This window comes from Nocardia sp. NPDC050799, from assembly GCF_040654015.1.
Lineage (GTDB): Bacteria > Actinomycetota > Actinomycetes > Mycobacteriales > Mycobacteriaceae > Nocardia.
Window position 1 is genome coordinate 110,278 of the sequence record NZ_JBFAHF010000012.1, and the last position, 16,180, is coordinate 126,457.

Below are 16,180 nucleotides of genomic sequence, written 5' to 3' on the forward strand. Positions count from 1 at the left end.
CCCGCACACTGGTCGCAATTGTGGTGAGCCGCGCGGAAGGGTGATCGAGTGAGTCAGCCGCTGTGGCTCGATCCGGACGCACTGCATGCCTCCGCGGCGGAGTTGGACCAGGTGGCCGCCGAAACGGCTCGGATGGTGACCGAGTTGAAGGCGGCCTTCGCCCAGGAGGGGGAGTGCTGGGGTGGTGACAAGCCCGGCAATGCCTTCGCCGAAGGCTACCTACCGAGTACCGAACAGAGTATGGCGGGTTTCGAGGACCTGGTGAACAGCGCCCGCGCGATGAGCGCCGGTCTCCACGCGGCCGCCGAAACGTTCACGGAGGCGGATCGGACCGGCGGAACACAGGTGCGGGATGCGGCTCCGGCCCGGCCCGGCACCAACGGTTCGGTCCCGGTTACGACGGCGCCCCCTGCCCGCACTTTCGCTCCGAACACCCCGGATCGAGTCGCCTCGTCCGATCCGCAGTCCCCCGTCTCGGGCCGGCCGGCCGGGAATTCGCCGACCGGCGACCCGGAATCGCGCGCCACGAACGATGCGGCGACCGTGGCCGCCGACGGCACGGATCAACCGCCGCCGGTGCAATCCGGACCGGAGCCGGTGGGATCCGGACCGGAGCCGGCCGGTCGCGGGCAAGCCGAGCCGCCGCAGGGGGAATCCGCTGAGCCGCGCTCCGGCGACCGCGTGCCCGAGTCGCGCGAGGAATCGCTCGAACAGCCACCCACGCTCGCCCTGCCATGGGCGTCCGCACCGGGGATCTCCGTACTCTGGGGCATCGACGCAGGTCCCACCACAGGGCCGGGCTCGTCGAAACCGGCGGCGGCGCGGGCCGAGGCCTCGCGTGCGGCTACCGGTACTCCCTGGAGTCCCACCGCGCCCAGCTCCCCTCGGCCGGGTTCTGCCGCACCCTCGGAGAACCAGATACCCCCACGGACGGTCCCGCCGCGCACCGCCGACCGCCCGCCGGCCCAGGCGAAACCGGAAGCGGACTCGCGCAGCGCTCCGCCATCTCGCGGGCGGGTAGCCGCGCGGCACCGCCGGGAAACCGGTGAGGCGGCCATGGAAATCCTGCGGGATATGGCGCTTCGGCACGATCTCGAGATCGTCGGATTCGAAACGGCGGGTATCGCCGAACACACCGCGCAGGAGATCGCTGACGCGGTCGACACGGGGGTCACCGCGTATCCGATAATCCTGCGTGGGCTCGAGGTGGCCGCCGGCGGCCCGCCTTCACGGGTGGAGAATCGGAACGAAGCCGCGGCGGATTCTGCGGCGAATTCGTCGCTGTCGCCGCAACCGTGGATTGTGCTGAGCGATACCGCCGCCGCGGATCCAGGTGTACTCGGCGGAAACGGCCGGGCCGGGTACGCCGCCGCTGTGCATGAGGTGTTGCGGCAACGCCCGATGTACGTGACCGTACTGCTGGAACTCGGCCATGTGCTCGACCTGACCGGTGGACTGTGCGCCCGGGCGGAGGCGCAGCGCGCGTTGATCACCGAATATCTCCGTATCAGCGGTGCCCAGGGGGACCGCCTGGGCCGGATCGTCAGCGGCTACAAATCGTGGCGCGCCGAGCTCGGCGACTATTGCTTCGACGACGGCGCGTTCTCACCCGGGCGGGCCTTGGCCGCCGGCTTCGTGGCGGTCGAAGTGGACAGCGTCGCCGCGCCCGCCTCGGCCAGAACATTGCATCGTCTGCTGGTGGCGCTGGCGCATGCTGCGCTGCCCGACCCACGATGACCGATGATCCTGGAAGGGTGTTTGCCATGGACCGGTGGAAGCACGAGATGACCTCCTCCGTCGCAGCCGAACTCGCGGAGTTCGGTGATTTCGGGGACATCGTGCCCGAGGCGCCGGAACTGGGTGATATCCGCGCCTACTTACGCGGTGCCGAGCGCCCCGCGGAATAAGGGGTTCCGGGCCGTTTCTACCGATTCCATTGTTATGACTGAGTTTTGCGGGCTTTCGATCGACCGGTCCGGGCGTCGAGATCCGGGTTCCCTACCGGGAACGGGTCGACGGGCAGGGTGAATTTTGACTCTGCAGCTGCCACCTTGGTTGCCGCCCGGCGTGCTCGAAGTCGTTGCCGGACATTTCCCCGAAGCCAGGGAAGACGCGATGCGTCGCCGGGCCGACAGCCTGTCGGAAAAAGCCGAGTGGTGCCGCGGACAGGCGGAGTACCTCGATCAGAAAACCGCGGCCCGCAGCTATGCCGTCGAAGGCGGACGGTCCGGCGATGCGCACGAAGAGCCTTCTCGGGAGCTGGCGGAGAGGTACCGCCGGCAAGCCGATGAATTCGACAAGGAGGCCGAGCACCTCTACGAGGGCGCGAATGCCTTCGAGGTGCAGAAGTGGACGGTCATCTCGTTCGCGGTGATCCTGGCGTGGACGCTGCTGCACGCCGCGATCATGTTCGCCTACGGCGGCGCGATCGTACAGCGCCTCAAAACGGTTCAAACTCGGACGGCGCTGGAAATCGCCTCACGCAAACTGCTGGAATATTTAGCGGGCTCGAGCGCGCGGGCGGCCGCGCAACGCGGAACTCTTGCGCTGACCGGTAAAGCCGCGGCTATCGGGGCCATCCAAGGTGGCGGTATCAACCTGGCTGTGCAGCTGAAGCAGGTGGCCTACGATCAGCGCGACGCGGTGGACGGGAAGGAAGTCCTGGTCACGACCCTCGCCGGTGGGTTCGGTGGCGCCGCCGGCCTGGTAGCGGGGAAACGGGCCGGCGACCGCTGGGTCACCCCGGTCACCCTCGCCCGCGCGCGAAAGGCCACGAGCACCGGGCAGCAGGTGCTGTTCCAGATCGGTGGCGCGCTGGTCACGGGCGGTATCGGTGGGTTGGTCGGCGGCTTTTTCGGGACCGGTGTGGCGATCGGCCTGTCCGGGGAGAAGTTCACGATGGACAGCTTCACCGAGGGTTTTCTGCCTGCTGTGACCGGCGGGTTTCTGGGCGCGGCAGGCCACAGTCTGGCGAGCCTGCGTGCCGCGTCGCCGGAGCCGGCGACCGCCGCGACTTCCGCTCTCGGTCCGGACGGAGGTCCCCCGGGTGGCTCGGCACACCGTGCCGGCCGACCGCCTACGGACGCAGTTCACGCGCGCCGTTCGCCCACTGCTGCGGATCCGAGCACGCAGCCCGAGTCTCCGCAGCAGAAACTCGATGCGCTGCGTCAAGAGCCCGCTAGCCAGCAGAACACCAACTCCGTCGATGGGCAGCCGAGTCCGGTCAGGTCTTCGACCGACCCGGGGGATGCGTCTTCCGCACAGCACAATTCCAAGCCGGCAAGCAGTGCACAGCCGGCGGTCGGCAGCGGTGCCGGTGGCGGGCCACCCCGGGCGGGGGATCACAACGCATCCGCCGGGCCTGCGCGGACGGCACCGCCGCCGGCAGACGCCGATTCAGGCACTGCGCCAGCACAGCCCGGCATCCCCGACGGGCCTGAGCAGGTTACCGGCCCGCCGGAATCCGCGGCCGGTGCGAAGCAGCCGCATCCCGCGGACAACGAGGTGGGAGGCGCCCGATCGACATCGTCGAAATCGGCCGCGGACGGCGATGACCAGGCCGGTTCTCGCGCCGCGGCAACAAAGTCTGCCGCGGCGGTACCGGCGGGACAGGGCGGCGCCGGCGCCGGGCCGGAGCGAGCGCATCCCGCCGACGGCGAACCGGCCAGGGGGCTTCCCCACCCCGGCAGGCAGGTGGTCGGCGAGCCGGCGCCGGACGGCCGACCCGGCGTTGCTGCCGCTTCGGGGGACGATCCGGCGCGGCCGGTAGCGAACGGCGAATCGGAGCCACCGGTTCCGAAGGCAGCGCCGGCCGAGGCCGGTCGCGGGCAGCCGGATCCCACGACGGTGCCCGAGCCCGCGCCCGGCCTCGTTCCCGAGCCGACCCCGGCCGGGCGGCGCAGCGGTTCGGTCCCCGAATCGGCGGACCGGAACGCCGGGCCGGTCATAACGGTCGTCAGTCCCGAATCCCCCGCCCCCTCCCGCAACGCAGCTGGTCAACCCACCAGCACCGGAGACGGCGCCGGTGCCGGGCAACGGGCGACACCGCAGCCGAGGAGCGGAGACACACCGCCCGCCCCCGCTGGGCGCGGTGAGGCGCCCGCGGCCGGTGGAGGTAAACAACCGCCCGCTGTGTCCGCTCCGAAAATCGCTGCGTCGGAGCATCCCCCGGCGGTGAATTCGGGCAAGTCCGAGTATGGACGTGCCGAAGATGGTTCCGCCCGGCAGAAGCCCACGGGCGCCGACGAACCGGAACCGAAGTCGGGGCGTGCGGGCGATGACAGTACGACCCGGCAGCGAGCAGCGGCCGAACCGGGTACCGCCGACCACAACGGCGCACCACCGCGGCCCGAATCGGAGACCGCTCGCGCACAGCGAGATTCGGAGGTGTCGCCTGCCGCTCGTAACGAGGATCCCGCCGCGGCCGCACGTGCGAAGGCGCGCGCTGAAGTAGAACAGCGTAGTGCGGGAGAGCGGCAGCAGAACGAGCTGGTGCGGGAACACCACCGGCAACGTGTCGCAGAGGCGGCCGAGCGCGAACGGGCCGCCCATGCGGAGCTGAAGCGGCAGGAGAAGACCGTGCGCGTGGCGGAGGCGCACGAGCGGGCCACCCGGATCGGCCCCGGCGACCGAATGCGCGATCTGTCCGGGCAGGGCACGGCAGCGGATCGAGTGGCTGTCGATGCCTCGCGGGCGGCCCAGGAACAGCTCCGGCAGGCCCAGGCGAAGTTGGCCGAGTCCCAGGAGGTGTACGAGGCAGCGGTGGCCGGGCATGAGGCCGCAACCCGGGCGAGAGCCAGTGACCTGGTGAAGATGTCGGACCGGGCGGGTGTTTCGCTGATGCACGATTTCGAGGCGGGGGTCCTCACCGATCGCGACGCAGTGTTCGACGTGGTTGCCCAGGAGCGGGTCCGCGCGGCCTTGGCGGCCGGTCGCGCGGTCGGGGAGTTGCGAACCCCGGGCAGCATGGCCGATGGAATCAGCCCGATGGCGAACGCATCACCGGAGTCGATGGTCGACACGATGGTGAGGGGCTCCAGGGAGGAGCGGATCGCGGCGATGACGGAGTGGATTCGCCGGGGGGACGATCGGCATCGTCTGGTGCGAGAGACGCAGGCCGCGGCGTTCCTGCTGCTGGAGCACGGTCCGGTCGATATGAAGACCGGCGAGGGCAAGACCATCGTCATGGTGATGAAGATGGTGACCGATGCCGTCGACCACGGGACGGCGCACGCCTGGACCAGCAGTGATCTGCTCGCCGGTGAGCTGGCCGGTGAGTTGCAGGCGTTCGTGGTGCGGCCGGAGTCGGATACGGGGACCGATGTGATCCGGATGGATCAGGACGGTCCGCTGCCGGATCCGGGGCCCGGCCGCGGGCGCATCGTCGTGGGTACCAAGGAGGACTACCTGTTCCGCGCGTTGAAGGTCGCGGATTCGATGATGAACGATCTCGCGGCCGGCGGCATGCCGCACCATGAGGTGACGGCACTGCGGGATTTCCTCAACACGAAACCGTCTATCGATCTGATCAAAGAAAGGCTGGATACCGCCGCATCCGATCACGGTCTGGACATTCGGTTCGATCCCTTCCCGGTAGGCAAACTCACCATCGACGAATTCGATACCGTCTTCGACGGCAATTCCGAATGCGTACTCTCGCCCGGTGCGGCGGCGGAGGCCACGCCCGAGGTGGTGGCCGAACTACAGAGTGTCTGGGATCGGCTGGCGACCGCGGAACGTGAACACGGCTTGACGGCGGCAGATTTCAGAAGACCCGAGAACACCCGGGGAATGTGGGCCGCGGAAACGACCCCGGAGGCTGTCGCCAAGCTCGAGAAGGTGGCGGGTGCACCTGTCACCGTCGCGGAGCTGACGCTTTTCGCCGACGCCGCCAACGCGCGCTGGGGCTTGGAAAAGGGAACCCATTACATCACGAGAGCGGATGAGGGTGAGGGCGCAAAGATCGGCATCCTCGCTCACGAAACCAACGACAAGGCGATGTGGGACAAAACGAAGTCGACCGAGGTCCGGTGGCAGGATGTCGGGCAGTTCGTGGATCTCAAGGAAGGATTGCCGGTCCGGGCGAATCAGGAGCATTCGTTGCGGATGTCGGATCAGCAATTGATCGGCAGTGAGTTGCTGTTCGATCCGTCAGGTTTGTCGGGGACCCTGAAGGGCGTCGAAGGCATCACCTACGACCTGTACGGTGTCGGTCCGGTGCCGGAGCTGCCGACCTTCTACACATCGAACCGAGTTATCGACAAGCCGCTGGACTTCGCGAACACGCAGGACAAACTCATGCACCTGGCCGACGACATCGTCACGGATGCCGACATTGTCGACGGCGTGCAGAGCGGCCGGCCGCAGTGGATCACGCTGATGGACAACGGCGAAGGCCGGGGTGACCCGGAGGCAGGTCGGCTCGGTCTGGTCGACCATCTCCACATGGTGGCGCGGGACCGGTACGGTGACGATTTCGAGCTGAGATTCGTCATAGTCGATGCGGAGTTCTACGCCGAGCACGGCGGGAGCAACGTCCATTCCGAGGCGCTCGTTCGCCGGATGATCGAGGAGTTCGGAAAACCCGGCGATATCTTCATCATCAACAAGGAGGGCGGCCGAGGCGCCGACCCCACACCGACCAAGGAATCGATTGCGCTCGACGGTGTGCTGGGCAAGACCAGCGGTGGGCCGGCATTCTCGGAGCGGGTCAACGACCAGGTCGACGGCCGCGTCGCCCGCGGTGGATCGGGCGACGACCGCGAGAACGGCGGCACGCCAGGGCGGACCGTGCACTACATCTCGCCCGAGGACTTCCGGGGCCGGGTCACCGACCACGGCGTCACGCAACAAATCGTGCAGTACACCAGGGCAGTCGAGGCGCAACATGTTGCGCAAGAGCGGCACGAGCAGCTCCACACCGAGAGCACCGAAATCGAGTTGAACGACGCCGAATTGTTCTTGGAGCAGGCCCGGACAAACCTCTTGGAGAAGGCCGTCCCGGCGATGAAGGACGCTGTCGAGAAAGATCAGCTCGCCGCCAAGTACGCGAATGCCAACCAGGCCAATGCCCCACCCGCCGACGCACACGGCACTGCGATCCAGCAACCCCGGCATCCCCCTCCCCGGACCGCGGGTACGGTGGCTCCGCTCGCGGACGGGACCGGTCCACACGCGACCCGGCAGGCACAGCACACCCCTACCGCCCACAGCGCCGGCCCCGTGTCGATTGCTGCCGACCAGAACGGCAGCCCTGTGCCGACTGTTGCGGGCCTGGCTCTCGGTGGAGCGTCTCACACGGATTCCGGCAATCCGCCCGCCGCGCCCACCTTGCGTGACGAACACGGCGACAGCACCCTCCGCCACCTACTGCAATTGCTGGACGCACCGGGTGGACAGGCGGCCGCACCGTTGCTGCCGGTGGCGCAGGCCGTGCGGGACGCAACATTCGCGCTGGTCGAGACGCGAGGGGTTCCCATGGGGACCGATGTCGCCGACCATATGCGCGAGACCGCACGACATCTTCTGGCCGCTAATTTGGATCAACTCGATCCGGCCCAGCGCCGGCTCGTCACCGCATTCGGGCCGGCACTGCAGCAAGGACTTGTTCCCGCGCCGGCTCAGGCCGAGGCCGGCACCGACGCCGAGGCGCGGGCCGCGGCCGTCGGCCGGCTGGTCGAGCAAGTGCGGATCGCCTCGCCCATCCTCGCTGATGCTCCGGATTCCGCCGTCCCGTTCGATCAGTTGTCCGCCCGCGATCGCACCGAGACGCTGCAACGGGCGCAGCAGGGCGACCGGTCCGCCGGCCAGGCGTTGGACCGCTATTTCGGCCCCGCCACCGCCCAGGGCATATGTGTCGTACTCGGCTGGGATGCGGAGCGCGGCACCCCGCCCACACGGATCCAAGTCCTGGCGCACGCAGTCGCCCGTGCCACGCTCGCCGCCGCCGAAGCCGATGGGTGGCAGGCCCCCCCAGGTGTCGACATCGGTGAGTGGCTGATCGGTGAAGCGCGGGATACGTGGCTCGACAGCCTCAATCTATTGAATCCCGCCATGCGCCGGCTCGTCACCGATGCGGTGAATCCGCCGTCCAGCGGTGACCTCGCCGATGCTCAGGTCGCGTCGTTCGGTTGGGTTGCGCAGGAGATCGGAGTACGGGCAGTCGATTCGGCAGCCCGGCGACAGCAGACTTCGGTACGGGCGGCCCAATCGGCAGCCCGGCGACGGCAGGCCTCGACCGAGGATCGGGTGACCCGAGCAAACGCTGCGACCGCAGCCGATTCGGAACGAAATACCAAGCAGGCCATCGCCCGGCAGCTGTTCGAAACGTACGGGGTCGAGGTGCTCGGGCTGGACAAGCCGGGAGTCTCCGTCGATACGGCACTGTCGATCAGGAATGCGATAGTCGATGGCTACGCCGCGCGAAAAGACATCGACGACATCCAGCTCGACGTCGTACTCATCGCTCCTATGGTCGGCAATATCGGTGCCTGTATCTGGAGTCCCGATGTCGGCGAGGGGGCTTCCCCGACCTTCATGGTCCTCAACGAGGACCTCTTCGGTAACCCGGAGAAATTCCAGGAGACCATGCGCGGGGCGGTGCGGGCGGGCCGTCTCATGGCCCCGACCGGCGATCCTGCCTACGACGCCGTCAGCCATGAGATGGGCCATCTGCAAGACAAGAACGCCCGTAAGGGCCTCTACGACAAGTTCCCGATGGACCATTCGCGAATCGGTCCCGTCCGAGAAGAGAGCAGCCAGGACTCGAAAGAGGCACGTGCTTTCGGGTACCTGTTCGCACACTTCACTGAACTCGAGAAGTTCGGTTCGCTGCCGCCCGGGACCAGGTTCGACGATTGGCTGGGTCGGCTCGATGCGTACAGCAGCGGCAGAAAGAGATCGGCGAACCCGGAGGAAGATCGCCTGTTCGAGGCCTTCGAATCGTGGCTGGGCCGATTCGGCAGTCGCGCGGATTTCGACAGATGGCTGCGTGAATCCGGGGTCGCGCGGGGAGGAATAGATGACCGGCGCCACTCCGGCCCCGAGCTTGCCGAAAGCGACGACGGATCGGGCTGGGTCGATCTGGAGACCGTATACAAGACGTGGCTGAACAAGCTCGATGAGAACACGCACCAGCGAATACGTGACGGTCAAGAGTACGGCCGGCCTCCCACGCGCCTGGACCCGGATGCCGCGAGACTCGGGCTGGACGCAGCGAAACTCCGCTTGGGCGCTCTCGAAGTATTCAATCCGGCAGAAGCGCTGGCCGAGGCGAACAACGCCTTCGGCAGGACGGCACCGGCGGACCCCACACACCCTGTCTACGCCTTGCAGGCCCTGCTCCGGGGCGTTTCTTATGCGCAGGTGTTGAAAGACGCCGAACAGCGCAATGCTCTGGTGCAGGTCGGCTATCGCGGACCGGTCCCGGCTGCGTCCGAGGCCGGCGCGAGCATTGCGCCGAAGGGCTCGACTGCGTCCGTAGCCGAGGCCTGGCGCTCGAAGACCCCGGCCGAACGGGCCCGATATGTGAAACAACAGGTCGCGTACCTGAACCCCGACAGGGGTGGTGAACCCGGTTTCGTACTCGACGAATTGGTCCGGCTGGAGGAGAAGCAGCGTGCCGACCTCGCCTCGCAGCCGGGGCGCGCCACTGCCGAGCCTGCCGCGCCCTCGGGCGATCAGCGGGTGTTCGATCCGCAGCGCGACGAGTCCCGCACGCGGGAACCCGTTCCGGTCCCCGCCGACCTCGGCGATCCCAGCATCGACCTCGACGATGAGGAGGGCCCCGCCGACGACGCGGGGCCACTACCCAGCGTTCAAGACCTGGTGGCCGATCCAGAGAAATTGCGGCGGTTGCGGCAGCAATGTGACGCGCTGCAACAGCGGCTTTTCGAACTCGGCAAAGGACGCGCCGACCTGTCGACCCCGGCAGCGGTGTCGACGATGTTAGGGGCGTTGCTGAGTTCGAGCCGGCAGAACAAGCTGAACCCGAGCCAGGCGCGAGCACTTCCGCTGGTCGAGGAATACAGCGAGAAGTCGAGCCTTCTCGCCGCGGCCGAGGAAGTGCGCGGCCAGTACGCATCGCTCGCCGGCGGGCCCATCACCGATATCGATCTGGCATACGCCGAGGACGCGCTGCGAAGGTTGGCACCGGGTGCGACCGTGGCGGATTTGTTTCCCGAGGAACGGCCCGACGGGGCTGTCGTCGCGACGGCCGGGGATCGAGCGACGGCCGTGGCCCAGTGGTGGCACTCGCTGGATGAAGTCCGGCGAGAGGCAATATTGTTCGTACACACCGAGATCGGCAATGTCGGTGGTATCCCGGCAGCGGACAGGGACGTCGCGAACCGGCGGAAGCTCGAGCGCGACCTCGCGGACTTCCTCGCTCGCCGCCCCGAACGACTCGGGATCGGGCAGACGATCAACTCGGAGTTCGGGCCCGGTGAGCCCCGGCGGCTACGCCGTATCCTCGACGCACGGAAAGCGCTGGTGCAGGCCGAGCTGCGAGCGAAGGCGATGCATTCGGATGTTCCGCCGCCGGTGCAGCTGCTGGCCTACCACGACGACGAGTTCGCGATCGGGTTCGGCGATTTCGATGCTGCGCTCTCGATTTCCGAGCACGTCGTCTACAGCGACGATCTTTCGTCCCTCGCCGACGATGTCGTCTACGTGGGCAACCATTACGAAGCGACTGCCCGACGGACCGCGGACGCCGGGACAGCTTCCAAGATCTCGCACCGGCACGCTGCGCCGAGGAGAGCGAAGGCCGGGGTGCAGCACGGTCGGCAGATCAGCGCAGGTATAGCGGGTTTCAATGCGAGCCGTGCGTACGCAGCTCAGCTGCCCGGTGGCTCTCCAGCACCGGTGACTCATCTATTCGCTTACGGTGCCGGCGCAGCCATAGTCGGCGCCGCCGGCGCACACGGTAGGTTGAGTGGCGAGGTCACCACAGTGACGCTGGCGGATCCGCGTGGCGCTCTGCTGGTCGCGGACGCGGCGGAATTCGGTGTCGAAACAGTGAATATCGTGGACGTCGTATCGCGGCGGTCCCTCGCGCTGGGCACAGGCGTCCGGCGAATTCGCCGCCGCGGGGTGGGCATGGAATTCGGTGGGCAGCGGATCACCGTGGACCCCGCTCCCGATTCCGGGAAGTCGGTGCTCGGACGTTACCTTTCTGCCGACCCGGCCACCAGGGTTCCCTCGTCGTCACTGACAGTCTTCGCCGATATCGCAGCCAACGGTACTGCCCTGGCTCCTGATTCGGCCGATGCCATGCTCGGACAGCGCGCACTGGACGCTTCCGGTCGTTCGGAAGAACCAGGAGAGGCGCTGCCGGGGTATTCCCCGCTCACCGAGACCGCGCGTAGGCGTCGGCCGGGGATCCTCCCGTCGTCTGCCAACCCGTGGACTCGCCGGAAGAACCCGAACAGGCGGCCATTGCTGGTGTCGCAAGTGGTGACTGCGCAGGATGTCGCCGACAGCTTCGCGATGGTCGAGGACGGCATCGGAAGACGAGACTTCGGCCCTGGCAGCGGATCGCTGCGCAGCCGTTCACATCTGTACGCCGACCTACTGCCCGAGGCGTCCGAGCCCACGCCCGCTGAGGAAGAGCTGGCGCGGAGCGCATTCGGTGCGGCGAGTCCAGTTCGTTCTCCGGCCGATCTGCTGCACGGCGAGTACGCCGATGACGAAGTGAGAGAACGGTCGGTGCAGCGGACCGAAGTGAACTTCCAATGGTGGCATCAACTGACCTCGGAGCAGCGGGAAGCCGTGCGGCGGACGGTTCCCGAGCTGGGCAACGCCGACGGTATTCCCTTCGAGGTACGAGATCAGGTCAATCGGTTGTCGATCGCCCGCGAACTGGCGGCCTATCGGGCCAGGTGTCCCGAAGGCGCCGATATCGAGCAGTGGATGAAAGCCCAGCTCGATGCCCGAGAACAGCGGCATCTCGAGAACCTGGTGTACAGCCATCACGCCGTGGGGAGAGCGGAGCTCAAAGCACGGTCGATGGAACTTATCGTGCCCGCACCTCCGGTCCAGGTGATCGGCTACGACGCAGTGGAGTTCGGCGGATGTGGACGGGCGCTCGTCGGCTTCGGGAATGCCGATACCGCGGCGGTCACGCTGTGGCAGATTCCCGGGATCACCACAACGTTGCAACATCTCAACAGCAGATCGACCAATTCGTGGAACCTCTACAGTGCAGCGGCGAGGTTGGATCCGCATCTCGGGATCTTTTCGATGGCGTGGCTCGGCTATGACGCGCCCAGCGGCGCAAAGATGATGACCGAAACCATCTCGTCCCGATCCGCGGTCGAGGGTGGCCGGTTGTTGGTGCGAGACCTCTGGGGCTTCGATACGACTCGCCGGCTGCACAGCGAACGTACCGGTGGGTCTCCTGTGCCGCTGAACCGGCTCTTTGCCCACAGTTACGGCTCCACCACGACGGCATGGGCCGCGTATGGCGATCGATTCGTCGATCCCACCGAGTCGAAATCCGTAGTCGAATCGGTCGCTGTGCTGGGTTCTCCCGGCATGGGACCGCTGCAGCAGGCGAACGAGTTCCGCGTCGCAGAGGTGTACGCCGCCGCGCACGATGCGGATCCGGTGACCGCACTCGGGGCGGATATACCGGGGCCGGCCGGAAGGATAGCCGGGCGCGGGCAGGGGATGGATCCGGCGGCAGAGCTGTTCGGTGCGGTGCGAATACAATCGCAGTTTCCGGATATGCCGCGGTTCGCCACTGCGCTACGCAGTCATCGCCAGTACTTCCAGTACATCGACTTCATCGCCGGAATTCCCACCGAGCCGCTGGGCCACTTCGCTCTGATCGCAGTAGGCCGGGGCAACGAGGTACTACGCGCCCCGCACCGGCCGGGACCGCAGCAGCCGAGCTGGCTGCACCGGACGGTCGGCTCCCGACTCGTCGACCCCGAGGCGGACCGCACCGCATCGGCCAGGGGTCCCGCCGGCTACCGCCGGCTCCTGGCCGGACAAGAACCGGAATCCGGCCCCCCGCCCGAACCCGGCACCGAGCCGGAACGAGCCGTCCCATCGGCCGATCGCAGAAGTGAACCGATCGACCCGGACTCGGTACCCGGTCCGCCGGCCGATCGGGCCGCAGCACTCGACGGTCCGGCCCGGGCGTTCGACGCGACGGTAGTGTCCCCGACTCCCGAGGACACCGCGCAGCCCACGTCCCGCGGGCCCGATACCGTCGCCATCGACCTCGATCCCGACGCCGAACCCCCGGCCTCGCCATCATCAGGCGCCGACACCGATGCACGGGCCGGCCACTCAGCGGAGGACGAGTCCGAATACTGGACTCGATACTGGGCGGAGACCGACGCCGCCATCGACGAGCTGATCGCGATCAACCCCGCGGCGTACTGGTATCTGAAGCACCTGCCGAGGCCCGAGCCAGGGGAGCCGTTCGGCGCCGAATGGGTCAGCCGACGAGGGCAATGGTTCGATGCCGTGCACGCGGAAGTAGTCGAGAAGCTGAAGGAACTGGCGATACCCGACAAGCAATTCGGCAAGATGGGCCCACGCGAGCTGGGTTCGATTATCTCCACGCTGGTCTCCTGGGGTGCCGATAAGGTGCGCGAGACGAATCTCGAGGAAGAGTTCACAGACAAGGACTTTCTCGAGCTGAACCGGATCATGAAACGGGCCCCCGTCTACTCGGCACTCGCCTTGCTGGCCGTAACCGGCTTGTCGATCGATACATTGATACGCAACCGCGATGCGGTAGCGGAGTCCGCGCGGGTGGATCGGGCATTGGAACTGCTCGGCGACGAGGTGCCGGAACATCTGGCGGCGGCGGCGAAGCTGCGCGTCGAACACCGCCGGGCGGCGCTCGAGGAATTGGCGCAGCTCGCGGACCCACCGAAGACCGAGGACGAGGTGGCCGGGCAGATCCGGCAGTTGCTGTCCATGGCGGACCGGCGGGCCGAAGAATTGGGGGTGCCGGATACACAGTCGGCGGTTACGGCGGCGCTACTGGGCGAAGCAATCAACTGGCAGTCACTGTTCGTCAAGCAGCAGAAGATTACGAGCGATGGTAGGACCATCACCGTCTGGAAGCTGCGCACGCTGCCGGCGAATGAGCCGCAGCGAGCCAGCACCCGGGATGTCAACGACCGGATCTCCAGGTGGGCGAGATTCCTGCGGGCGACCTCGCTCGACGAGTTGCCGCAGCTGGTATCGATTCTGTTCGGCAAGATGCAGTACTTCTCGGGAAGGCCGCTGCTGGGCCACGACCACGAGCTGATGCGCGATGTCCTCACGTCCGGGGAGTACGTGTTATGGGACCGATTCCTGAAAGATGACCTGTGGTCGGCGCTGCACTTCCCGGGGTGCCGGGGGCTCGCGGCCCAGAGCCCCGAGTATCTGCGGGCAAGGTATCTGGCTGCCTTCATCTGGTCGCGGATGGGTAGTCGAGCGGCCGAGGAATACATGATGAAGGTCGTCGACCGTTACCTGGCCAGTACGGTCTTACGGGAGTCCCCGGATCTGGTGTTGGGCACCGGAAAGGACATCCTCGAGGGTGGCATCGGGCTTCTTCCAGAGGCAGCCCAGCGGAGACTGCGCGAGGCCGCAGGGCCGGTCTCCGCGGTCACCGGCTGGATGGGAACGCTGCTACGAGGTGCGGCAGATCGCACGGCAGATCGCGTGTACCCGGGGCCCCAGGGCAAGCCCCGCACCGACCGGGGGCGGCCGGGGCCCGCCGTGCCGATGGCGGACCTGCGGGCGGTAGACGCGTTACGGGCCGAACGCCCCGATCCCGGCGGCCGAGAGAACGCGAGCGGCAAGGCCGGATTCACACCCTGGAACCGCCGCAGGAAGGCGCGGCGGTCGACGGAGCAGCAGCCTGCGGCAACGCCGCCCGTGGGCACGCCGGTCGGCCCGATTCAGCCGGTGCCGCCGAACCAGCCCGCCCGAAAAGACGACGTCGACCTTCGCAATCCCTGGAACCGAGGATCCGAGCAGCCGGGAGGGAAGTGGGCCGAGGTGCACGACAGCTCCGGTAGCGAAACCACGTCGGCCACGAATTCTTCCCGTGAGGTCGCATCCGGCGGCCGGGCCGGTGGGCAACTGCTCGGCGACAGCGGAATACCGCTCAGGGTCGTCAGCGGTGAAAATCGCGTGGACGACTGGCAGGGGCTGCGGCAACAGCAGCGGAAACAGCTGAGCGAACTCGGTGTTGTCCGCATGGACGGCGGAGGTGCGGGCCGTGGTCCACACGTCGGCGGCCATCACGCCTTCCGCCTGCTGCCGGAGCTCGAAGCAGCATACGTCGAGGCACGTGATCGGTCGGATCGAGAATACGCATTCGCTGCGGGAGCTCTGCTCGGCAGCGTCACCGACATCGCGTTTCATCTGCTGACCACCAGCGACTACACCGCAGGCCTGGACTATTTGCGCCGGACGGACGAGTTGCTGACCGAACTCGCCGAGCGCTTCCCCCACCACGAGGTACTCGACGAGACCGCCGAAGTGATCCATCGGCTGTACGACGAACTCGCTGCCCGGCACGCTGAACTGCCACCGGCCGAGCGCGCCCAACGGATACCCGAGCTCGCGCATGAGACGTACAGCACCCAGCTGGCTCCAGGGCGAGGCAATCTGCTCGGGCGGGTAAGCGATGTTCTGCGCTCTTCGTACGATGATCCGCAACCGGCCGTACCCGTCGACTCACTCGCCGAATCCAGGTTCCTGTCCGCGAGCAATATCGGGAAACACTGGGCTCGGCTCCGGCCGGGACCACCGTGGCGCATCTCCTGATTGCCGACCTCCGCAACGAAGCAGCACAACAACCCGTCGGATCACGAGGAACCGCGCGCTCACATTTTGCACGGTAACCGCCTGCTCAGGGCAGAGCAATGTACTTTGTTTCGAGGTATTCGTCGATGCCTTCGATGCCGGCCTCTCGCCCCAAGCCGGACTCTTTCACGCCACCGAAAGGTGCTGCTACATCGGAGACGGTTCCACGATGGTTCGCCATCGGAGTCGCACTCGGCGACAGTCCCACCCACTACCGCGACCGGCCGGCGGAGTCCGGCACCCGGCCCGCGATGGATGGTCTGCTCAGCCGCGTCGATCTGGCTCACGGGCGCTTCCAGTCGCTGCTGACGCCACGGCGTGCCCGCGCTCGCCGCCGCAGCCGGCCCGCCCTCCG

At 67.3% G+C, this 16,180-nt stretch carries 3 protein-coding genes and 1 pseudogene; 3 read left to right on the plus strand and 1 reads right to left on the minus strand.

Annotated elements, in window-relative coordinates; all coding sequences use genetic code 11:
- The first annotated feature begins 48 nt into the window (after positions 1-48).
- The 3 genes from AB0H42_RS15040 (at position 49) to AB0H42_RS15050 (ending at position 15,786) form a co-directional block, all read left to right on the plus strand.
- On the plus strand, positions 49-1,737 hold the full coding sequence (locus tag AB0H42_RS15040; protein ID WP_357055444.1) for a hypothetical protein: 1,689 nt from the start codon (positions 49-51) through the stop codon (positions 1,735-1,737).
- A gap of 26 nt (positions 1,738-1,763) precedes the next feature.
- On the plus strand, positions 1,764-1,907 hold the full coding sequence (locus tag AB0H42_RS15045; protein WP_357055447.1) for a hypothetical protein: 144 nt from the start codon (positions 1,764-1,766) through the stop codon (positions 1,905-1,907).
- A gap of 124 nt (positions 1,908-2,031) precedes the next feature.
- On the plus strand, positions 2,032-15,786 hold the full coding sequence (locus AB0H42_RS15050; RefSeq protein WP_357055591.1) for a sugar transferase: 13,755 nt from the start codon (positions 2,032-2,034) through the stop codon (positions 15,784-15,786).
- A gap of 85 nt (positions 15,787-15,871) precedes the next feature.
- Here the strand turns inward: AB0H42_RS15050 and AB0H42_RS15055 are convergent.
- Positions 15,872-15,997, minus strand: a pseudogene (locus AB0H42_RS15055) (aldehyde dehydrogenase family protein); the annotation flags it as partial.
- Positions 15,998-16,180: the final 183 nt, after the last annotated feature.